Source organism: Klebsiella sp. I138, from assembly GCF_051131765.1.
Lineage (GTDB): Bacteria > Pseudomonadota > Gammaproteobacteria > Enterobacterales > Enterobacteriaceae > Klebsiella.
The window spans coordinates 4,469,072-4,490,342 of sequence record NZ_CP180447.1 but is presented as its reverse complement, the minus strand read 5'-3'; the positions used below and the strand labels follow the sequence as shown (position 1 = coordinate 4,490,342).

Genomic DNA, 21,271 nt, shown 5'->3' with positions numbered 1-21,271 from the left:
ATGTCGGGGGCACTCTCACGCAAAGCCATACTGCTGCTGACGACGCTGCTCCTGCTGGCCTGGCCATGTCTCATCTGGCTGGGTCTCGCGCATAACAGCCTGCACTGGCTGCTGCCCGTGATGGCGCTGCTGCTCTGTTTACGCTTTCATCAGACCCGGCGCCAGGCGGGGCCGCTGCGCGTCGTCACCCAGGTGGTGGCGCTGGCGGGCATCACGCTTTGCGCTGCCAGCTATCTGTTGAAAACGCACCAGCTGCTGCTGTTTTACCCGGTGGTGGTGAATGGCGTGATGCTGGCGATTTTTGGCGGCTCGCTCAGGTCCGCCATGCCAATCGTTGAACGTCTTGCCCGCATCCAGGACCCTCAGCTTCCTGCCGCCGCCGTAGGCTATACCCGCCGAGTCACCCAGGTCTGGTGCGTCTTTTTTAGCGTTAACGGCAGCATCGCCCTCGCGACAGCGCTATATGGCGATATGGCGCTGTGGACCGCCTGGAATGGCATGATTGCCTATCTGCTGATCGGCGCGCTGATGGGCGGTGAGTGGCTGGTGCGCCGCCGGGTCATCAAGCGAGAATCGTTATGATGACACCTCTTGCCCTCTCCCGCTGGCTGAATGCTCCCCGCCCGGCCGACACGCTCATCGCCTGGGTGAATGAACAGCGCTGGACATTAGGCCAGCTCCGCAATGACGTCGCGCGGTGGGTAACGCAGCTGGAGAAACAAAGTAGCCAGCGCTGGGCGCTCTGTTTCGACGACAGCTATCTGTTCCTCGTCGCGCTTCTGGCCACGCTACACGCCGGTAAAACGCCGGTCATGCCAGGACACGGCCGCATTTCGCTGCTGGATGAACAGCGGGCGCTGTTTGATGGCGTCATCAGCGATAAGGCCATGGGCTGGAACGGCCCTACGCTTATCGTCGGCAGCGCACAGCAAGCTCTGACAGAGGCCATCACGTTTCGCAACATCGCCGATGATGCCTGCATCGAGCTCTTTACCTCAGGATCGACGGGGCAGCCGAAGCGTGTTATCAAGCCGCTGGCCAGCCTTGACCGCGAGGCCGAACTGCTGGCTACGCACTTTGCCGACCGACTGGCGGGCTGTCGCGTTGTCGCATCGGTAGCACCTCAGCATCTCTACGGCCTGACTTTCCGCATTTTTTTGCCTATGGCGCTCGGCCTGCCGCTGCATGCGGGGATGCTGAACTATGCCGAGCAGGTTACCGCGCTGGATCATCGGCACCGCTATGCGTTTATCAGCAGCCCGGCGTTTTTAAAGCGCCTCGATCACCGACTGGAACCTCCGTCGGTCGATCTCATCATCTCCGCAGGTGGCCTGCTCGCCTGGCAGGATGCGGTACGGACGGCCGACTGGCTCAAACGCTGGCCGGATGAGATATACGGCAGCACCGAAACCGGCGTTCTCGCCTGGCGCTTGCGCGATCGGGAGCAGGCCGCCTGGCAGCCGTTACCCGGCGTCAGGTTCCACGCCCAGGGAGAAACGTTCCGCGTCTTTTCACCGCTGATTGCCGACAACAACGGGTTGTTGCTCGACGATAGCCTACAGTTCGCGGCCAACGGTCACTTCCAGCTGACGGGTCGCCGTGGGCGGGTAGTGAAAATTGAAGAAAAGCGGATTTCGCTCGGCGAAGTTGAGCAGCGCCTGCTGGAACTGGAAGGCATTCGCGAAGCGGTCGCCCTGCCCGTAACCCGCGGCGGCCGCCAGAGCGTCGGGGTCCTGCTGGTGCTGGACGCGCAAACCCGACAGCGGTGGCATAACACAAGCAAAATCCTTGAGCAGGCCTGGCGACAGGCGCTGCGGCCAACGCTTGAGCCCGTCGCCATCCCCCGCTACTGGCGCATTATCGACGAGATCCCGGTGAACAGTATGAACAAGCGTGTCTATGCGCAATTACAGGAGTTGTTTCATGAAACCCCATGAAATTGGGCGCCATCAGGCACACCAGCAGCAGATTGAGATTATCCTGTCCCTCGATCCTGAGCTTTTCTGGTTCCGTGGGCATTTTGCTGTACAGCCGCTGTTACCCGGCGTTGCCCAACTGGACTGGGTAATGCATTACGCCACCACGCTGCTGGCGCCTGGCTGGCATTTCCACAGTATTCAGAACGTCAAATTCCAGGCTCCGCTCTTACCGGGCGCCACTGTCACACTCACTCTGCACTGGCAGGAAACGCGCCAGATCCTCGCCTTCAGCTTCCAGCGCCACGATGGCGAAGCGCGTCATACCGCCAGCAGCGGGAAAATCCGTCTATGTCAGTGACATTCATGCCCTGCGTGGTGATCCCCTGCTACAACCACGGCGTAATGATGCCGCGGGTGCTGGCTCGCCTGCGGCCCTACCATCTGCCGTGCATTGTCGTGGACGATGGCAGCGACGAGCCAACGCGCCAGGTGCTGGAACAGCTGGCGGCGCAGGAACCCGGGCTGACGCTGATTCGTCTGGCGGAGAACTCAGGCAAAGGCACGGCGGTGATTCGCGGTTTGCAGGCCGCTGCCGAGGCTGGATTTAGCCACGCCGTACAGGTCGATGCCGACGGGCAGCACGCCATTGAGGATATTCCGCAGCTGCTGACGCTGGCGCAGGCGCATCCGGCGGCGCTGATCTCCGGGCGGCCCGTTTACGACGACTCCATTCCCCGCTCGCGGCTGTATGGCCGTTGGATAACCCACGTTTGGGTATGGATCGAAACGCTCTCGCTACAGTTGAAAGACAGCATGTGCGGCTTTCGCGTCTACCCGATTGCGCCAACGCTTCAGCTGGCGCAGCGCGTGGCGCTGGGTAAGCGCATGGATTTCGATACCGAAGTCATGGTGCGCCTCTACTGGCTGGGCAATGACAGCTATTTTGTACCGACCCGCGTCACCTATCCCGTAGACGGGTTGTCGCATTTTGATGCGCTGAAGGACAACTGCCGCATTTCCTGGATGCACACCCGCCTGTTCCTCGGCATGTTACCGCGTATCCCTTCGCTGCTGTTTCGTCGCCGGGCAACGCACTGGGCGCGACAGGATGAAGTCAAAGGGCTGTGGGGGATGCGCCTGATGCTACTGGTCTGGCGGCTGCTGGGGCGTCGCGCGTTTTCATGGCTGCTCTACCCGGTGGTGGCCGTCTACTGGCTAACGGCGCACCGCGCCCGTCAGGCCTCGCAACGCTGGCTGTCCCGCGTACGTGCCCGGCTCACCGCCCGCCAGCAGCCGCTGCCGGAGCACCTCAACAGCTATCGCCATTTTCTGCGCTTTGGCGATGCGATGCTCGACAAAATCGCCAGCTGGCGCGGCGAATTACGCCTCGGCCGCGATGTTGTTTTTGCGCCTGGCGCCGAGGAAACGCTCAACCGTGGCGCAACAGGCGGCCGGCTGCTACTGGCCTCGCACCTCGGTGATGTCGAGGCCTGTCGGGCGCTGGCGCAATTGCAGGGCGGCCCCGTCATTACTGCGCTGGTCTTTAGCAAAAATGCCCGGCGCTTTAAACAGATTATGCAGGAGATGGCCCCCCAGGCCGGGGTCAACCTGATGCCGGTGGATGACATTGGCCCCGAGACCGCCATGTTGCTGAAAGAGAAGCTGGAGCGTAACGAGTGGGTAGCTATCGTTGGCGATCGTATCGCCGTCACCCCTCAGCGCGGCGGCGAATGGCGCGTCTGCTGGAGCGAATTCATGGGGCAGCCCGCGCCTTTCCCGCAGGGGCCGTTTATTCTGGCGTCGATCCTGCGTTGCCCGGTGCAGCTGATTTTTGCACTGCGCCAGCAGGGTAAGCTGCATATTCATTGTGAATCCTTCGCCGATCCGCTGTTGCTGCCTCGTGCCGAACGCCAGGCGGCGTTACAGCGCACGATTGACCGCTATGCAAAACGTCTTGAGCACTACGCGCTCCAGTCACCGCTGGACTGGTTTAATTTTTTCGATTTCTGGCAGTTGCCGGATGCCAAAGAGAAGGAGTAAAGGGTGCTTAACGATCCCCGTTTTACTGCCGAGGTAGAGCTGACCGTACCGTTTCACGACGTCGATATGATGGGCGTTGTCTGGCACGGCAACTACTTCCGCTACTTTGAGATTGCCCGCGAGGCGCTGCTTAATCAATTTAATTACGGCTACCGCCAGATGAAAGCATCGGGCTATTTATGGCCGGTGGTGGACACCCGCGTGAAGTACCGCGACGTCCTGACCTTTGAACAACGTTTTCGCGTACGCGCCAGGCTCGAAGAGTACGAAAACCGGCTGCGCATCGGCTATGAGATTTTCGCCGCCGACAGCGGGAAACGCACGACTACCGGCTACACCATCCAGGTGGCGGTGGAAGAGAAGAGTCGTGAGCTGAGCTTCGTCAGCCCGGATATTCTCTTTGAGCGGATGGGGGTGAAGCCATGAAGTGGTGGCCTCTGCTGGCATTGCTGATCAGCCCGCTGGTCAGCGCCCTGACGCTTGACGATCTGCAACAGCGCTTTACCGAGCAGCCAGTGGTCCGCGCCCACTTCGATCAAACTCGCACCATCAAGGATCTTCCGCAGCCGCTACGATCCCAGGGTCAGATGCTGATCGCCCGCGATAAGGGTTTGCTGTGGGATCAGACAACGCCGTTTCCGATGCAGCTCCTGCTGGATGATAAACGGATGGTGCAGGTAATCAACGGCCAGCCGCCGCAAACCATTACCGCCGAGAACAACCCGCAGATGTTTCAGTTCAATCATCTGCTGCGCGCGCTGTTCCAGGCCGACCGTCGCGTGCTCGAACAGAATTTTCGCGTCGAATTTAGCGATAAGGGACAGGGGCGCTGGACCCTGCGCCTGACGCCGCTCACCGCGCCGCTGGATAAAATCTTCGCCACCATCGATCTGGCCGGGCAGACCTATCTGGACAGCATTCAACTGAATGATAAACAGGGCGATCGCACCGATATCGCACTTTCTCACCACCAACTGACGCCTGCACAACTGACCGATGACGAACGACAACGATTTGCTGCACCGTAACCGCCGCAGCATCGCGCTGCTGTGGGGATGCGCCTGCCTGCTGATGCTGGGCGTTCTGCTGACGCTGCTGCCTCAATCGCGCATCAACAGCAGCGTGCTGGCCATGCTGCCAAAACAGACGCTCGGCGCCATTCCTCCGGCCCTGAACGATGGTTTTATGCAGCGTCTGGACCGGCAGATTGTCTGGCTGGTGAGCCCCGGCAAGCAGGCCGATCCACAGGTGGCACGCGAATGGCTCACTCTCCTGCAGCAGTCACATACCCTCGCGGAAGTAAAAGGCCCGATGGATGCCGCCAGCCAGCAGGCCTGGGGCGCATTTTTCTGGCAGCACCGCAACGGGCTTATCGATGATGCCACCCGCGCCCGCCTGCAAAATGGCGGTACTGCCCAGGCGCAGTGGGTCCTCTCTCAGCTCTATTCTGCGTTCTCCGGCGTCAGCGGCAAAGAGCTGCAACACGATCCCCTGATGCTAATGCGTGGCTCGCAGCTGGCGATGGCGCAAAACGGCCAGCGCCTGCAGCTAAAAGACGGCTGGCTTGTCGCCCAGGATAAACAGGGGAATGACTGGTATCTGATCCACGGTGAGCTGGCGGGTTCCTCATTCGATATGCAGCAGACGCACGACGTCGTGACCACCCTCGCCGGGCTGGAAGAGAAATTAACAGCGCGCTACCCGCAGGCGCAACTGCTCTCTCGCGGGACGGTGTTTTATAGCGACTACGCCAGCCAGCAGGCGAAGCAGGATATCTCCACCCTCGGCGTCGCCACGATACTGGGCGTGATCCTGCTTATCGTCGTAGCCTTCCGTTCGCTACGTCCGCTGCTGCTGTGCCTGATTTCCGTCGGCATTGGCGGGTTGGCTGGCACCGTCGCCACGCTGCTGTTGTTCGGCGAACTGCATATGATGACGCTGGTGATGAGCATGAGCATTATCGGCATCTCCGCCGACTATACGCTCTACTATCTGACGGAACGTATGGTCCACGGGCATGATGTCACGCCGTGGCAAAGCCTTGCCAGAGTTCGTCGCGCGCTACTTCTGGCGCTGCTGACGGCCGTGGTGGCCTATCTCATCATGATGCTGGCCCCCTTCCCCGGCATTCGCCAGATGTCGGTGTTCGCCGCCGCCGGACTCAGCGCCTCCTGTCTGACGGTAATTTTCTGGCATCCGCTGCTTTCCCGCGGTTTGCCGGTTCGTCCGGTTCCGGCGATGGGGCTGCTGCTGCGCTGGCTGGCGGCATGGCGGCGCAATAAAAAGCTCTACATCGGCCTGCCACTGGCGCTGACGATCCTCTCGCTGGCCGGCATCGCCACCCTGCGCGTCGATGACGATATTTCTCAGCTCCAGGCGCTGCCGCAGCATCTTCTGGGCGAAGAGAAAGCCATCGTTGCCCTAACCGGCCAACGTGTCGATCAGAAATGGTTCGTGGTCTACGGCGCAACACCACAGCAAACGCTGGAACGACTGGAAGCCTTTACGCCGGCTCTGGAGCAGGCCAAACGTCAGGGGATGCTCAGCGGTTATCGCACGCTGCCGCTGAATTCACTGTCCCGCCAACGTCAGGATCTGACGCTGCTCAATGCGGCTGTTCCGGCGGTCACCGCCGCCCTGCAAAACGCCGGGTTAAAAACGATTGAAGCGGATCTTACCGCCATGCCGGTCACGGTCGATGCCTGGCTTGCCAGCCCTGCCAGCGAAGGCTGGCGCCTGCTGTGGCTGACGCTAAAAGACGGCGAAAGCGGCGTGCTGGTTCCGGTTGACGGTGTGAAATCAAGCGCGGCGTTACAGGCGCTGAGCGCAACGCAGCCCGGCGTCGCGTGGGTCGACAGAAAAAGCACCTTTGACGAGCTGTTCGCCCTCTATCGTCATATTTTGACGGGGCTGCTGGCCGTTGCGCTGGCAGTCATCGCCTGTGGCGCCATGCTGCGTCTGGGCTGGCGTAAAGGGCTGTTCAGCCTGGTGCCCTCCGTGTTGTCATTAGGCTGCGGGCTGGCGGCCCTGTCCTTCAGCGGCCACCCGGTGAATTTGTTTTCACTGCTGGCACTAGTGCTGGTGCTGGGGATCGGCATCAACTACACCCTGTTTTTCAGCAACCCGCGCGGGACACCGCTAACGTCGCTGCTGGCCATCATCCTCGCCATGATGACCACGCTGCTGACTCTCGGCATGCTGGTTTTCAGCGCCACTCAGGCCATCAGTAGTTTTGGCATTGTGCTGGTCAGCGGTATTTTCACCGCGTTCCTGCTTTCCCCTCTGGCGATGCCCGGTAAAAAAGAGAAAAAAAGACGATGATGAAGCACAGATTCTGGCGTGCAGCCGCGCTGGCCGCCACCGTAATCCTCGCCGGATGCAGCCACTCGCCGCCACCGCAGGAAGGCCGCCCGCAGGCATGGCTGGAGCCGGGGACCCGCGTTACCCTACCGTCTCCGGGGATCAGCCCACCGTTGAACGCTCAGCAGCTGCTGACCGGGCGTTTTCACGGCCAGACCCAGTCGCTGCTGGTGATGCTCAATGCCGATGACAAAAAAATCACCCTCGCGGGTCTCTCATCGGTGGGGATCCGCCTGTTTCTGGTGACCTATGATGAAAAGGGGCTGCGAACCGAACAATCCATCGTAGTCCCGCAGCTGCCGCCGGCAAGTCAGGTACTGGCCGACGTGATGCTCAGCCACTGGCCTATCGCCGCATGGCAACCGCAGCTGCCGAGCGGCTGGACCCTGGTCGACAACGGCGACCGCCGCGAGCTCCGTAACGCCGACGGTAAGCTGGTGACGATAATCGTCTACCTGAACCGCCAGGGCAAACGCGTGCCGGTCAGCATCGAGCAGCGGGCTTTTAAATACCACATCACTATTCAATATCTGGGCGACTGAGATGATCTACATTTCTGCTGTCGGCATGATCAATGCGCTAGGCGATAACGCCGACGACATCGCGGCAAATCTGGCGCGCGGCGTCGCGCCCGGAATGCGCCCGCGCGCCGGTTGGCTACAGGGGCGGCCGGAGACGGTACTCGGCGGCGTGGATGCCGTCCTGCCCGCTATCCCTGATGACTTTGCGGCCCACCGCTCGCGTAATAACCAGCTGCTACTGGCGGCACTGGCGCAGATCCGCCTCCAGGTCGACGAGGCCATTGCCCGTTACGGGAGTGACAGAGTCGCGGTTGTGCTCGGGACCAGCACCTCCGGCCTCGACGAGGGTGATAATCACGTTGATGCCATGCTTAACGGCCGGGCCAGCGCTGACTGGCAGTACCCGCAGCAGGAGCTGGGCGATTCGTCGCGTTTTCTCAGCCACTGGCTGGCTCTGGACGGCCCGGCGTTTACGCTTTCTACCGCCTGCTCCTCCAGCGCCAGGGCCATTATCAGCGGACGACGGCTTATCGAGGCCGACCTCGCCGACGTGGCAATAGTCGGCGGTGCCGATACCCTGAGCCGAATGCCGGTCAACGGTTTTCATAGTCTGGAATCGCTCTCCGTGACGCAATGTCAGCCCTTCGCCCGCGACCGCAGTGGGATAACCATCGGCGAAGGCGCGGCGCTGATGCTGCTGACCCGCGAGCCGCAGCCCATCGCGCTGCTGGGAGTGGGTGAATCCAGCGACGCGCACCATATTTCGGCTCCCCACCCGCAGGGCGAAGGCGCGCTACGGGCGATAGCCCAGGCGCTCGACGAAGCCGGTATCGCGGCAGACGCCGTGGGGTATATCAACCTGCACGGCACCGCCACCCCGCTTAACGATAAGGTGGAAGCACAGGTGGTCCACGCGCTGTTCGGCAGCAGCGTGCCGTGTAGCTCAACCAAGCATCTGACCGGGCATACTCTTGGCGCCGCCGGGATTACCGAAGCGGCGATCGGGATGCTGATTTTGCAGCGTCACCTGGCGCTACCGGCGCAGGACTTCAGCCTTTCTCCGCGCGATCCGGCGCTGGCTGAGTGCGGCGTGATCGCGACAGCACAGCCCCTTGAACGCCCGGTAATTCTGTCTAATTCCTTTGCCTTTGGCGGCAATAACACCAGCATTCTGCTCGGGAGACTGTTATGAACCACTACCTGGCTCCCGGCGACTATCTGCCGCATGACGCTCCGATGCTACTGCTTGAAGAAGTGCTGGAGGTGACTGACGAAACGGCCGCCTGCCGCGTGACCGTCACCGCCAAAAGCGTGCTGGCACCGTTTCTCGACGCCGGTGGCAACCTGCCTGGCTGGTTTGCGCTGGAGCTAATGGCCCAGACCGTCGGCGTCTGGTCCGGCTGGCATCGCCATCAGCAGAAGCAGAGCAGCCTCGCCCTCGGGATGGTGCTGGGAGCCAGAGAACTGGTGTGCACCGCTGGCGTTCTGCCCGCCGGGCAAACGCTGACCATCGCGGTCAATTTATTGATGCAGGATAGCCGTTTCGGCAGCTTCGAGTGCGCCATCTACGCCGGGGAAAAGACGCTGGCGACGGGCCGCGTCAATACCTTCCAGCCCACTGCTGAAGAGTTAACGACGATGTTTAATCAGGAAGAGCAACCATGAATCGTTCCGTATTAGTGACCGGTGCCAGCAAGGGGATCGGCCGCGCTATCGCCCGTCAGCTGGCGGCTGACGGCTTTACCGTCGGTGTCCATTTTCATCGCGACGCAGAGGGCGCCCAGGAAACGCTGGCGACGATCCTCGCCGCCGGCGGCAGTGGCCGACTGTTGAGTTTTGACGTCGCCAACCGCGAGCAGTGTCGCAAGGTGCTGGAGCAGGATAACGCGGCCCACGGCCCGTGGTATGGCGTGGTAAGCAACGCCGGTATTACCCGCGACGGTGCCTTTCCGGCGCTCAGCGACAACGACTGGGATGCGGTGATCCACACCAATCTCGACAGCTTTTATAACGTTATTCAGCCGTGCATCATGCCGATGATCGGCGCCCGCCGGGGCGGGCGGATTATCACCCTATCGTCGGTGTCCGGCGTTATGGGCAACCGCGGCCAGGTGAACTATAGCGCCGCCAAAGCGGGGATTATCGGTGCCACCAAAGCGCTGGCGATTGAGCTGGCAAAACGCAAAATTACCGTCAACTGCATTGCCCCTGGCCTGATTGATACCGGGATGATCGCGATGGAAGAGACCGCGCTCAACGAGGCGATGGCAATGATTCCGATGAAACGCATGGGCCAGGCCGAAGAAGTCGCCGGGCTGGCCAGCTATTTAATGTCGGATATTGCAGGCTATGTCACGCGCCAGGTCATTTCCGTCAACGGGGGCATGCTATGACACGTCGCGTCGTCATTACCGGTATGGGCGGCGTGACCGCCTTCGGCGAAAGCTGGCAGGCGGTATCTACCAGAATGCTGCTCGGAGAGAACGCCGTGCGCAAAATGCCGGAATGGCAAATCTATGACGGTCTGCATACGCTCCTCGGCGCGCCAATCGATGATTTCACTCTGCCGGAACACTATACCCGCAAGCGCATTCGCGCCATGGGCCGCGTGTCGCTGCTGTCGACCCGCGCCAGCGAACTGGCGTTGGAGCAGGCCGGGTTGACTGGCGAGGCGGTGCTCACCAATGGTGAAACCGGTATTGCCTACGGCTCTTCTACCGGCAGCACCGGTCCGGTCAGCGAATTCGCTACCATGCTGACGGAAAAGCACACCAATAACATCACCGGCACCACCTACGTCCAGATGATGCCGCACACCACTGCGGTCAATACCGGCCTGTTCTTCGGCCTGCGCGGACGGGTCATTCCTACCTCCAGCGCCTGTACCTCCGGCAGCCAGGCAATTGGCTATGCCTGGGAGGCGATTCGCCACGGCTATCAGACGATCATGGTGGCCGGCGGCGCGGAGGAACTGTGCCCGTCGGAAGCGGCGATTTTCGATACCTTATTTGCAACCAGCCAGCGTAATGACGAGCCGAAAACCACGCCGTCGCCGTTCGATGAGGCACGCGACGGGCTGGTGATAGGCGAAGGTGCCGGTACGCTTATCCTGGAAGAGCTGGAGCATGCCAAAGCCCGGGGGGCGACGATTTACGGCGAGATTATCGGCTTCGCCACCAACTGCGATGCCGCACATATCACCCAGCCGCAGCGGGAAACCATGCAAATCTGCATGGAGCAATCGCTCAGAATGGCCGGTTTAAGCGCCGAGGATATAGGCTATATTTCGGCACACGGCACGGCGACCGATCGCGGAGATATTGCTGAGAGCCAGGCCAGCGCGGCCGTCTTTGGTAGCCGCGTCCCTGTCTCTTCGCTGAAAAGTTATTTTGGCCATACGCTTGGCGCCTGCGGAGCGCTGGAAGCGTGGATGAGCCTGCACATGATGCGGGAAGGCTGGTTTGCCCCCACGCTCAATCTGCGCCAGCCGGACCCGCAGTGCGGCGAGCTGGATTACATCATGGGAGCGCCCCGCCGGGTTGACTGCGAATTTTTGCAGAGCAATAACTTCGCTTTTGGCGGCATTAATACGTCCATCATCATCCGGCGCTGGTCCTGATATGTATCGAATTTTTCTGGGAAAAATCTCGACCCTCAGCCCCCAGCTTCTGCCACATAACCTCGCGGCTCAGGCGCCACAGGGCGTGCGTCGCGCCAGCTGGCTGGCCGGCCGAGTCCTGCTGGCGCAGGCGGTATCGCCGCTGCCTGAAATTATGTACGCGGAACACGGCAAGCCGGGATTCTCTGGCGAGACGGGACTGTGGTTTAACCTCAGCCACAGCGGGGATGACATCGCCCTGCTGCTCAGTGATGAAGGCGAGGTAGGCTGCGATATCGAAACCATTCGCCCGCGGCAGAACTGGCGCAGGCTGGCTAATGCCGTTTTCAGTCTCGGGGAACATGCGGAGCTGGAAGCGGAGCACCCGGACCGGCAGCTCGACGCCTTCTGGCGTATCTGGACGCGCAAGGAAGCGATAGTGAAGCAGCGCGGCGGCAGCGCCTGGCAGATTGCCAGCGTCGATAGCACGCGCAGCGCCACGCTGTCGGTCAGTCAAATCCAGCTGGCCGGCCTGAGCCTTGCGGTCTGCACGCCGACGCCGTTTGAGCTCAGGGCCGATAGCTTTTGTTGAATCAGGCGTTGCGCTTCACCGGCCAGAAGATAGTCAGCACGCCGGCGATGATAATCAGCACGCCCAGCAGCGAACGCCAGTGGAAAGGTTCATGCCAGCCGGGCAACCAGATGGCAGCGGCCCATACCAGAATGTAGCTGAGGCTGAGCAGCGCATAGGCTTTGGCGAGCGGCAGCTGGTGCAGCGCAAAGTACCAGCAGACCATCGACAGCAGATAGCCGCTCAACCCGAGTACCAGGCCGATGGTCCCGGCACGCAGATGCAAAAGATGATTGAGAAACGCGAACAGGTCACTCAGCGGCGGCAGTTCAACCATCGCCCCGCGCAGCAGAAGCTGTGCGGCGCTGACCAGCCCGACACTGAATAACGCCCAGATTAACCCCATCAGACGCTACTCCCTAGCACCACGATACCCACCACAATCAGCCCCACACCTACCCAGTGGCGGCGGGCCACCGGCTCTCGCCAGATCCCCCACGCCGCTAACGTCACCCAGACAAAATTGAGGCTCAGCATAGGATAGGCCACGCTCACGGGGATGGATTGCAGCACGCTCAGCCACAGCAGCATACCGCCACCAAGCGCCAGTAGCGCAAGGCCGAGCCAGACGAGAATATGGCGACCGCGCCGCCGTGACTTAGACGGGCGCGTCGCCTGTTTCTGGCACAGTTGCCCGGCGCAGCTTAACAAGCTCGCAAGCGCCAGGCAGATCCAGGTACTCATTGCGGCAGGTACTGGAGAAACACAACCCGTTCCAACACATAGGAGCTATCGGGTTGCGGTAGCGGTAAATCAGCCATGTTTTCTCCTTTGTCCATCAGCAGCACCAGAGACACCGGGCCTTCCTGACGATGAACCGCCAGCCAACTGGCAAACTCACTCTGGCTCACAAAACCATTTTTTGCATCCGGCCAGTTCAGGCCGTATTTCAGCTCACCCTGCTTATCAAACATGATGATATCGCTACGCTTGAGCTCCCACGCCAGACCGGCAGCAATGCCGACATTATTACTCAGCACGTAGCGGCTTGGCGCCAGCGATTCACCAATAATATCCACCATGAACTGCGGCTGTTTGCTGTCGATCACCCGGTCAGGGATCGCAAAGCCAATCAGCAGCGCCAGTCCTACAGGACAGCAGGCGGCCAATGTCCAGCGACGACCGTTATCTTTCATCGCCAGCCAGCCCATCAGTGCCCAGACGGCAAACGCAATGGCCGCCAGCAGGCATTTATACAGCTCAATCTGCGTCCAGACCGGTTTATGCATCACGCCCCACGGCGACACCACCAGCACGGCTATCAGACCAACCAGCCCGAAGATCAGGTTGATAAGCCCGTTAATACGCAGCGCTTTTGCGCCCGCTTTAGCGGCATCCAGCGCATAGCGTGCCATCAGAATCGACAGCGGCCCGAAGCACGGCAGAATGTAGGTTGGCAGTTTACCTTTCGCAATGCTGAAAAACAGGAACGGCATCGCCACCCAGCCAAGCAGATACAGCGCCCCGCGCACGTCATCGCGCTCGGTCCAGCCACGTTTCAGCGCCCCAGGGAGCAGCGCCAGCCACGGCAGACATCCGGCAATCAGGAACGGAATGTAATACCAGAACGGCGCCTTGTGCTGGGCATCTTTCTCGGCAAAGCGTTGAATATGCTCCACCCAGAAGAAATAGCGCCAGAAGTCCGGTTCACGTTTGGCGATAGCCAGGCCCCATGGCAGCACCATCAGTATGCACACGCCCACCGCCAGCCAGCCGTAGATCAGCACTTCACGCCAGCGTTTCTGGGCAATCACCCACGGCAGAACCCCGATAACCGGCACCGCCAGCGCAAGGAAGCCTTTGGTCATTACCCCCATTCCGCAGGCCGCACCCAGCAGCACGTAGCCGAAGATTTTACCGCTTTGGGTCTGCGCCTGAGTCGCGCCCCAGAAGCTGCACATCGCCAGCGCCATCCACAAAGTGATCATTGGATCCAGCACCGCATAGGTACCAATACCGTAGACCAGCAGCGCGGTCAGGAAGATAACGGCGGACAGAATCGCCACCCGTTTGTCCCGCCAGATTCGCCAGGCCAGCCACGCAACCAGTAACGCGGTGACACTTATGGAGAATACCGACCCAAAGCGTACAGCAAAGTTATTGTGACCAAACAGCCACTGCCCGATGCTGTTAATCCAGTATCCGGCAATCGGTTTTTCAAAATAGCGCAGCCCGAGAAAATGCGGCACTACCCAGTCACCGGACGCCAGCATCTCGCGGCTGATCTCCGCGTAGCGCGTTTCATCAGGCTGCCAGAGCAGCCGGAAATTCAACGGAAGTAAATAATACAGCGCAAATAACACCACTAAAGAGATGCTATAACGAATGCTTTTCATACGTCCTGACTCAATAATTGTTCACGCCCAAGCCAGCCTTCCCGGCCAGCCAATTCACCGCGAACCACTTTGCCCAACGGCAGCTCGCTAAAGTCAGCGGGCAGCAGTTGGCTCAGCGGGCAAAACTGGATTTCCTCTTGCGCGGCCATCGTCAGCAGTTCATCAAACTGCTGTGCGAAGGCAATGCCTTCCACTTCGGCATGAATGGTGTAGACCGGCGTACCGGTATCCCGGTGAATACAATCCAGCAGGTAGCGATTGAAGCCACCGGCATCGACGCTACTGCCGACCACTTCATCCCAGGTAGGCAGCGTCACAGGGATCTGCACGGTACCCGGCGCCTTGTCGCCTAACAGCGGCAGGAAGGGACGCGTGCCCCGGCAGTCGCTGTTGTAGAGGAAATTGAAAGACTCTTTGGCTTTAATCACCCGCTGGTCCGCACGCCAGCCCGCCACGGCGGAACAGGTGACCGAACGACCGATGATCCGTTCCAGCTCCAGCAGGCCACGTTCGACCTCCAGCGCCAGTCGTTCCTGTGGCCAGACGCCGCTCCATGCCTGCCAGCTGTAATGATCCCAGGCGTGCAGACCCACTTCATGCGTCTGCGCCGTCGCCCGGATAACCTCTTCATTACCCGCGCCAATCCGACGCCCAGGCCAGGCAGTACCGGCCAGCAAGATATCCCAGCCGTATAGCGAAGCCGCGTTTGAACGCAGCATCTTCCACAGAAACTTCGGTTTTATCAGGCGCCATAAATGGCGCCCCATATTGTCCGGCCCAACGCTGAAAAAGAAGCTTGCCTGAACCCCGTGCTGGCCCAGCAGGCTCAGCAGGCGCGGCACCCCGTCCCGGGTACCGCGAAAGGTATCGACATCTATGCGTAAGCCGACCTGTTTCATGATGTCTTGTCGTCCACCAGCTCAACCGTGCGCAGGAAGAAGTCGAGCGTATGTTCTACGGTTTCTTCCATTGGAACCGTCGGCGCCCAGTTCAGGCAGCGCTTCGCGTTGCGAATGCTTGGCTTACGATGTTCCACATCCTGATAGCCTTTACCGTAGTAATCGCTGCTCTCAACGTCGCGGAAGCCGGCGAACGGCGGGAAGTTGCTGCGCAACGGATGGCGCTCGAAGCAGTCCAGCAGCATCTCAGCCAGTTCTTTGATGCTGGCTTCGTTGTCCGGGTTACCAATGTTGATAATCTGCCCGTCGCAGCGGCCGTCTTTGTTCTCGATAATACGGAACAGCGCTTCGATACCGTCGCTAATGTCGGTGAAGCAGCGTTTCTGTTTACCGCCTTCAATCAGCTTAATCGGCGAGCCTTCAACCAGGTTCAGAATCAGCTGAGTAATCGCACGAGAGCTGCCGATACGTGCGGCATTCAGGTTATCCAGACGCGGTCCCATCCAGTTGAACGGACGGAACAGAGTAAAGCGCAGACCGGACTTGTCACCGTAAGCCCAGATAACGCGGTCGAGCAGCTGCTTCGATACCGAGTAAATCCAGCGCTGTTTGCTGATCGGGCCCACCACCAGATTGGAGGTGTCTTCGTCGAAGTTTTTGTCGGTGCACATGCCGTACACTTCGGAAGTCGACGGGAAGATGATGCGCTTATCGTATTTCACGCAGTCACGAATGATCTTCAGGTTCTCTTCGAAGTCCAGCTCGAACACGCGCAGCGGGTTACGGGTGTATTCGATTGGCGTCGCGATGGCCACCAGCGGCAGTACCACGTCGCATTTCTTAATGTGATATTCGATCCACTCGGAGTGAATGCTGATATCGCCTTCCACGAAGTGGAAACGCGGGTTGCCGAGGAAGCGGCTGATGGCGTCAGACCCGATATCCAGGCCGTAGATTTCGTAGTTGTCGTCGGCGAGCAGGCGCTCGGTCAGGTGGTTACCGATAAACCCGTTCACGCCGAGGATCAGCACGCGGGTACGGCGTTTAATCGCCACAACCGGTTTGCTGCTCAGCACCGCACCGGATACCAGGCCCAGCGCCTGCGCCAGCTGCGTACCCTGAATGTACACGCCGCGCTCGGTTTGACCGGTGACGATCTCCAGCGCGCCATCCTGACAAGCAACCACCAGCGGAGAGGTGGAAATCACCGTACCCGGCTTCGCCGCCGCCAGATCCTGGCGCACGCGGGATTTCCAGACGATAAATTTATTCGCACCCACGTAGCCAAACGCACCCGGCCACGGATCGGAGACCGCACGCACCAGGTTATGCAGCGTCAGCGCGGGTTTATCCCAGTCGAGACGGCCATCTTCCGGCGTGCGGCGACCAACATAGGTGGCCTCGCTCTCGTCCTGCGCGCGGTCCTGCGTTTTATCATCACGAATCGCCGGCAGAGCCTGGCGCAGCAGTTCTGATGCGGCGGTGCACAGTTTGCGGTGCAGGGTCAGCGCAACGTCATCGGCGCCGATGGCAACCGTCTGCTGCGCCACGATATCGCCAGCATCCGCACGACTGACCATGCGGTGCAGCGTCACGCCAGTTTCCGTTTCACCGTTCACCAGCACCCAGTTCAGTGGTGCGCGACCGCGGTATTTCGGCAGCAGAGAACCGTGCAGGTTAAAGCCGCCTTTCGGTGCCAGGCTGAGGATTTCGTCGCCCAGCATGTTGCGATAGTAGAAAGAGAACAGCACGTCCGGCTTCATGTCGCGAATGCGTTCAATCCACAGGGGGTGGTTAACATCTTCAGGTGCCCACACCGGGATGCCTTGTTCAGCAGCAATACGCGCAACCGAGCCAAAGAAATGGTTTTCGCCAGGGTTATCCGGATGGGTGAAAATAGCGGTGATTTCATACCCGGAGTCCAGCAGCGACTGAATGCCTGCACAACCCATATCGTGATAAGCGAAGACTACAGCTTTCATGAACGATCTTCCTCTTGAGATGCCGTTTCCGGCTGACGAACAACACGTTGAATAAAATAGCGGGGACGGGCGCGGACATCGTTATAGATGCGTCCGATATACTCCCCGAGCAGGCCCATGCCGACAAACTGCGCGCCAATAAACATAAACAGCACGGCAAACAGCATGAACACCCCTTCCGCTGCCCACTGCGGGCCGAACACCAGACGCAGGAACACCAGCAGGAAGGCAAAAGCAAAGCCCAGCAGGGCAATCACGCTGCCAAAGACGCTGAGCAGACGCAGCGGCGTGGTGGTCAGGCAGGTCACCAGGTCGTACATCAGATTAATCAGACGCATAAAGCTGTATTTGGAGTCACCAAATTCGCGCTCTGCGTGCATCACCGGGATTTCGACCGCCCGGCGCGCGAAGGTGTTCGCGAGAATCGGGATAAACGTACTGCGCTCATGGCAATTGAGCATCGCGTCGATAATGTGGCGGCGATAGGCGCGCAGCATGCAGCCGTAGTCGCCCATCGCTTTACCGGTAGTGCGCTGAATCAGGCGATTGATCATCTTCGACGCGCTTTTGCGGAAGAAGGTGTCCTGGCGGTTCTGCCGAACGGTACCGACGACGTCGTAGCCTTCATCTGCTTTTTCCACCAGCCGCGGGATCTCTTCCGGCGGGTTTTGCAGATCGGCATCGAGGGTAATAATCAGATCGCCGGTCACATGGCTGAAGCCCGCCATAATTGCCGAGTGCTGGCCGTAGTTGCGGTTAAGCAACACCGCCACTACGTGGCTACCTTCGGCTTCTGCAGCCTCGGTCAGCATGCGCGCAGAATCATCGCTGCTGCCATCATCGACCAGCAGGATTTCATACTGGCGACCCAGCGTCGCACAGGCGGTATCCGTACGGCGAATGAGCTCGGGCAGACTCTCCTGTTCGTTATAAACAGGGATAACGACCGAGACCTTTTTTACGGGAGGGTAAGTAAACATATCAACATCCTGACAGCTGGTGCAGCGCGGAAATGACCCGAGTAACGTCATCGTCGGTCATATCCGGGAACAAAGGGAGTGAACAGATGCGCGCGCTGTTCCATTCCGTATTCGGTAAGGAAAGCGTCGGGAAACGCTCGCGGTAGTATTTTTGCGTGTGAGCGGCACGGAAGTGCAACCCGGTACCGATGCCCATGGCCTTCAGCTTTTCCATTAACGCATCGCGGCTGATCCCGCAGGTGGCTTCATCCACACGAATAATAAACAGGTGCCAGGCGTGCTGGTGTTCCCACTCCGGTACCGTCAGCGGCTTAAATGGCGTGTCCGCCAGTTCGCGCAGATAGCGTTGGGCAATCTCGGTGCGACGCTGGTTGGCATGGGCCAGTTTATCCAGCTGCACCAGCGCCAGCGCGGCGTTGATATCGGCCAGATTGTATTTGAAGCCTGGAGAAATCACCTCAGCCTGCGGCGCCCGGCCATGAGTCTGGCGGTCATAGGCATCGACACCAAGGCCGTGGAATTTCAGGCTACGAATGCGCGACGCCAGCTCATCGTCATCGGTCACGATCAGCCCGCCTTCGGCGCAGGTCATATTTTTGATGGCGTGGAAGGAGAAGATCGCGCAGCCGCGCCCGCCCACGTGATGACCTTTGTAGTAGGTGCCCGCCGCGTGCGCGGCATCTTCAATCACCGGGATACCGTGACGTTCTGCCACGGCGCGAATCGCGTCGATGTCAGCAGGTGCGCCCGCGTAGTGCACGGGAATAATCGCTTTGGTGAGCGGGGTAATCGCCGCTTCAACCGCGTCTGCGGAAATCATCAGGTTGTCGCGATCGACGTCGATCATCACCGGCGTCGCGCCCAGCAGACAAATCATGTTCAGCGTGGAAACCCAGGTCTGGGACGGCGTGATAACTTCATCACCCGGGCCAATGCCCAATGCCATCAGCGTGACGTGCATGCCGCCGGTTGCCGAACTCACTGCCACGGCGTGGCGGTTGCCGGTCAGCGTGCAGAATGCCTCTTCCAACGCCTGGTTTTTCGGTCCAGTGGTGATCCAGCCCGATTGCAAAACTTCACGCAGCGCAGCCAGCTCTGCGTCGCCCATCGACGGGCGCGAAAACGGCAAAAATTCGCTCATCATTTTCCTGTTCTGTATATGACCCTTTGAGAATCACGGGTCGATAGAAAAAATATCCTGCGCCAGCGGACTTAAACAAAATGAAAATGGAATCTCTTCAATGCCACATTTCATCCCAGGGTATTTGACGCTATTAAATTTAGACGGGGTTGCTTAGGATAATATTAAGAAATTAATATAATTTGCCGGACAGGCAATAATCAATTGTTTTTAAATGGAATTTACAAATAATAAAGAGGCGAAAAGGGCGGGATCTGGCTCCCGTTTATGGGCAAAACAGGAGCACGGTGTAGTAAAGTAAACAAACATTAAACAGTTAAACAATAAATAGAATTTTATTCTGCAATATGCATTATAAAAATCTAACTTAGATCACAAAATTATTTTTAGAAGATGACAAGTTTGCAGGAAAATCAGCGGGTAATTGATTAGCAGGGCAATTAATGACGCTGTTATTATCTGCCCCACAGTCGCGTACAAAGGTAATGGTGGCGAACTCATCAATCACTTCGGTCGGGTAAGCCGGCCCGGCGGCGCGATATGACTCCATCAGCGGGATGTGTTCGTTCTGGAAGCAAACGGTTTTTTCCGGGTTATTGATCACCCAGCGTGGGAAAAAGATGGTGCCGTGGAACAGCTTATCGCCCAGGTTCACAATCAGGCTCACATCGGTCCCGGTCGGTTCCGTCCACGAAATTTTATAAATGCTTGCCCCCACCCGCACAATATAAGCCTGCTGATCTTTCACCCAGCGATTCCCGACGATACCGCTATGAATACGGTAGTCCAGGGTATTGCCGTTTTTAACGTAAATTTCGTAATTCCAGCCGTTATCGTAGGTATAAACCAGATGTTTGCCGATAAAACCGCTCAAATCATGTTTATCAAAAGTGCTCATTTTCGTTTCTCCTTTGCTGTTGAGACTCAGCATACGGCTTTAAAAAATGAATGAATAACGCTATATTTTGATGAAATACATCCACTTTTTCGATAAATCATGCACAAAACGACGCTGGAACAATGGGCCTTGCTGGAGAAAGTTATCGCACTGGGCAGCTTCGCCAAAGCCGCGGAGGAGACCCATCGCAGCCAGTCCTCGGTGAGCTATAACCTCGCCCTGCTGCAGGAAAGGCTCGGCGTCGCACTACTGCAAGCCTCAGGCCGCCGGGCGATACTCACCCCGGCCGGAGAGCTGCTGCTAAGCCAGGTGAAACCACTGCTGCAGGCATTTTCATACGTAGAAACCCGCGCGGCGACTCTGCACAACGGTGCGCGAACGCGTCTTGACCTGGTCGTAGACAGCATCTTTCCCCGCGAACGGCTGTTTGCCATTCTGCGCCAGTTTCAACAGCGCCACCCGCAGACCCAGGTGCGGCTGACGGAAGTTCTTGAGAACAGGAAAGATGAGCAGGATGCCCATAGCGAAGCCGACGTGATGGTGCTCACCCGCCGCCAGGATATTACCGGGCGCGGCGAATGGCTGATGAACATTGATTTTGTTGCCGTTGCCCATCGAGACCACCCGCTTGCTATGCTGAGCGGCCCCCTCGACGACGGTGCCCTGGCCCCCTGGCCGCTGGTGCGGATCGCCGATCGCAGCGACAACCCGCAGGCGGACCGCGATGCGTGGACGTTTTCCACCATTGATGCCGCTATCGATGCCGTACTGTACCAGGTCGGATTCGGCTGGCTTCCCGAAGAACGCATCCGCTCCCGGCTGGATCAGGGCGTGCTGAAGATATTACCGCTTAGCCACGGCGCCCGCCGCGCCACGCCGCTGCACCTGATCGTCAAACGCGATCTGGCCCCCATTGATGAGCAGCTCGCCACGCTGCTGGCGCTGTTCAGAGCCCCCTGAATCGCC

Annotated in this window: 22 protein-coding genes; 14 read left to right on the top strand and 8 right to left on the bottom strand. The window is 59.3% G+C overall.

Annotated elements, in window-relative coordinates; translation table 11 throughout:
• The 13 genes from ACMYSK_RS20910 to acpT are packed head-to-tail and all read left to right on the top strand — an operon-like array spanning position 1 to position 12,030.
• The gene (locus tag ACMYSK_RS20910) at positions 1-582 is read left to right on the top strand and encodes a hypothetical protein (RefSeq protein WP_434638352.1); all 582 of its coding nucleotides are present in this window, start codon (positions 1-3) and stop codon (positions 580-582) included.
• The gene (locus ACMYSK_RS20905) at positions 579-1,937 is read left to right on the top strand and encodes an AMP-binding protein (protein WP_434638351.1); all 1,359 of its coding nucleotides are present in this window, start codon (positions 579-581) and stop codon (positions 1,935-1,937) included. Before ACMYSK_RS20910 ends, ACMYSK_RS20905 begins: the two co-directional genes overlap by 4 nt.
• Positions 1,924-2,277, top strand: a complete 354-nt coding sequence (locus ACMYSK_RS20900; protein WP_434638350.1) for an ApeI family dehydratase — start codon at positions 1,924-1,926, stop codon at positions 2,275-2,277. The genes ACMYSK_RS20905 and ACMYSK_RS20900 overlap by 14 nt, the downstream gene beginning before the upstream one ends.
• Positions 2,268-3,959 (top strand): glycosyltransferase family 2 protein, encoded by a 1,692-nt coding sequence (locus tag ACMYSK_RS20895; protein ID WP_434638349.1) that lies wholly within the window; start codon positions 2,268-2,270, stop codon positions 3,957-3,959. Before ACMYSK_RS20900 ends, ACMYSK_RS20895 begins: the two co-directional genes overlap by 10 nt.
• Positions 3,960-3,962: 3 nt before the next feature.
• On the top strand, positions 3,963-4,385 hold the full coding sequence (locus ACMYSK_RS20890) for an acyl-CoA thioesterase (RefSeq protein ID WP_434638348.1): 423 nt from the start codon (positions 3,963-3,965) through the stop codon (positions 4,383-4,385).
• On the top strand, positions 4,382-4,987 hold the full coding sequence (locus tag ACMYSK_RS20885; protein WP_434638347.1) for a LolA family protein: 606 nt from the start codon (positions 4,382-4,384) through the stop codon (positions 4,985-4,987). Before ACMYSK_RS20890 ends, ACMYSK_RS20885 begins: the two co-directional genes overlap by 4 nt.
• Entirely contained in the window at positions 4,956-7,280 is a 2,325-nt protein-coding gene (locus ACMYSK_RS20880; RefSeq protein WP_434638346.1) for an MMPL family transporter, read from the top strand. Before ACMYSK_RS20885 ends, ACMYSK_RS20880 begins: the two co-directional genes overlap by 32 nt.
• Complete coding sequence (locus ACMYSK_RS20875) at positions 7,277-7,861, top strand: DUF3261 domain-containing protein (RefSeq protein ID WP_434638345.1); 585 nt, start codon at positions 7,277-7,279, stop codon at positions 7,859-7,861. Before ACMYSK_RS20880 ends, ACMYSK_RS20875 begins: the two co-directional genes overlap by 4 nt.
• Before the next feature lies 1 nt (position 7,862).
• Entirely contained in the window at positions 7,863-9,032 is a 1,170-nt protein-coding gene (locus ACMYSK_RS20870) for a beta-ketoacyl-[acyl-carrier-protein] synthase family protein (protein WP_434638344.1), read from the top strand.
• Positions 9,029-9,505 carry an ApeP family dehydratase gene (locus tag ACMYSK_RS20865; protein ID WP_434638343.1) on the top strand — a complete coding sequence of 159 codons (477 nt, stop codon included), beginning with the start codon at positions 9,029-9,031 and terminating at the stop codon, positions 9,503-9,505. The genes ACMYSK_RS20870 and ACMYSK_RS20865 overlap by 4 nt, the downstream gene beginning before the upstream one ends.
• Positions 9,502-10,233: a 3-ketoacyl-ACP reductase FabG2 gene (locus tag ACMYSK_RS20860; RefSeq protein ID WP_434638342.1), complete on the top strand. Its 732-nt coding sequence runs from the start codon at positions 9,502-9,504 to the stop codon at positions 10,231-10,233. Before ACMYSK_RS20865 ends, ACMYSK_RS20860 begins: the two co-directional genes overlap by 4 nt.
• Complete coding sequence (locus tag ACMYSK_RS20855) at positions 10,230-11,459, top strand: beta-ketoacyl-ACP synthase (RefSeq protein ID WP_434638341.1); 1,230 nt, start codon at positions 10,230-10,232, stop codon at positions 11,457-11,459. The genes ACMYSK_RS20860 and ACMYSK_RS20855 overlap by 4 nt, the downstream gene beginning before the upstream one ends.
• 1 nt (position 11,460) lies before the next feature.
• Positions 11,461-12,030 carry a 4'-phosphopantetheinyl transferase AcpT gene (gene acpT, locus ACMYSK_RS20850; RefSeq protein WP_434638340.1) on the top strand — a complete coding sequence of 190 codons (570 nt, stop codon included), beginning with the start codon at positions 11,461-11,463 and terminating at the stop codon, positions 12,028-12,030.
• A gap of 1 nt (position 12,031) precedes the next feature.
• Here the strand turns inward: acpT and arnF are convergent, their stop codons facing one another.
• From arnF to ACMYSK_RS20810, 8 genes are all read right to left on the bottom strand, one after another.
• The gene (gene arnF / locus ACMYSK_RS20845; protein ID WP_434638339.1) at positions 12,032-12,415 is read right to left on the bottom strand and encodes a 4-amino-4-deoxy-L-arabinose-phosphoundecaprenol flippase subunit ArnF; all 384 of its coding nucleotides are present in this window, start codon (positions 12,413-12,415) and stop codon (positions 12,032-12,034) included.
• A complete protein-coding gene (arnE, locus tag ACMYSK_RS20840) occupies positions 12,415-12,753 on the bottom strand; it encodes a 4-amino-4-deoxy-L-arabinose-phosphoundecaprenol flippase subunit ArnE (protein WP_434638338.1) in 339 nt (112 codons plus the stop codon). Before arnE ends, arnF begins: the two co-directional genes overlap by 1 nt.
• Positions 12,750-14,405, bottom strand: coding sequence for a lipid IV(A) 4-amino-4-deoxy-L-arabinosyltransferase (gene arnT, locus ACMYSK_RS20835; RefSeq protein WP_434638337.1), 1,656 nt, complete (start codon positions 14,403-14,405; stop codon positions 12,750-12,752). The genes arnE and arnT overlap by 4 nt, the downstream gene beginning before the upstream one ends.
• Positions 14,402-15,304: a 4-deoxy-4-formamido-L-arabinose-phosphoundecaprenol deformylase gene (gene arnD / locus ACMYSK_RS20830; protein WP_434638336.1), complete on the bottom strand. Its 903-nt coding sequence runs from the start codon at positions 15,302-15,304 to the stop codon at positions 14,402-14,404. The genes arnT and arnD overlap by 4 nt, the downstream gene beginning before the upstream one ends.
• Positions 15,301-17,286, bottom strand: a complete 1,986-nt coding sequence (gene arnA, locus ACMYSK_RS20825; RefSeq protein ID WP_434638335.1) for a bifunctional UDP-4-amino-4-deoxy-L-arabinose formyltransferase/UDP-glucuronic acid oxidase ArnA — start codon at positions 17,284-17,286, stop codon at positions 15,301-15,303. Before arnA ends, arnD begins: the two co-directional genes overlap by 4 nt.
• Positions 17,283-18,266: an undecaprenyl-phosphate 4-deoxy-4-formamido-L-arabinose transferase gene (gene arnC, locus ACMYSK_RS20820; RefSeq protein ID WP_434638334.1), complete on the bottom strand. Its 984-nt coding sequence runs from the start codon at positions 18,264-18,266 to the stop codon at positions 17,283-17,285. The genes arnA and arnC overlap by 4 nt, the downstream gene beginning before the upstream one ends.
• Position 18,267: 1 nt before the next feature.
• A complete protein-coding gene (arnB, locus tag ACMYSK_RS20815) occupies positions 18,268-19,407 on the bottom strand; it encodes a UDP-4-amino-4-deoxy-L-arabinose aminotransferase (protein WP_434644264.1) in 1,140 nt (379 codons plus the stop codon).
• Between the two features lie 367 nt (positions 19,408-19,774).
• Positions 19,775-20,305 (bottom strand): phenolic acid decarboxylase, encoded by a 531-nt coding sequence (locus ACMYSK_RS20810; protein ID WP_434638333.1) that lies wholly within the window; start codon positions 20,303-20,305, stop codon positions 19,775-19,777.
• A 99-nt stretch (positions 20,306-20,404) separates the two neighbouring features.
• Here ACMYSK_RS20810 and ACMYSK_RS20805 point away from each other — a divergent pair, with 99 nt between their 5' ends.
• On the top strand, positions 20,405-21,265 hold the full coding sequence (locus ACMYSK_RS20805; RefSeq protein ID WP_434638332.1) for a LysR family transcriptional regulator: 861 nt from the start codon (positions 20,405-20,407) through the stop codon (positions 21,263-21,265).
• Positions 21,266-21,271: the final 6 nt, after the last annotated feature.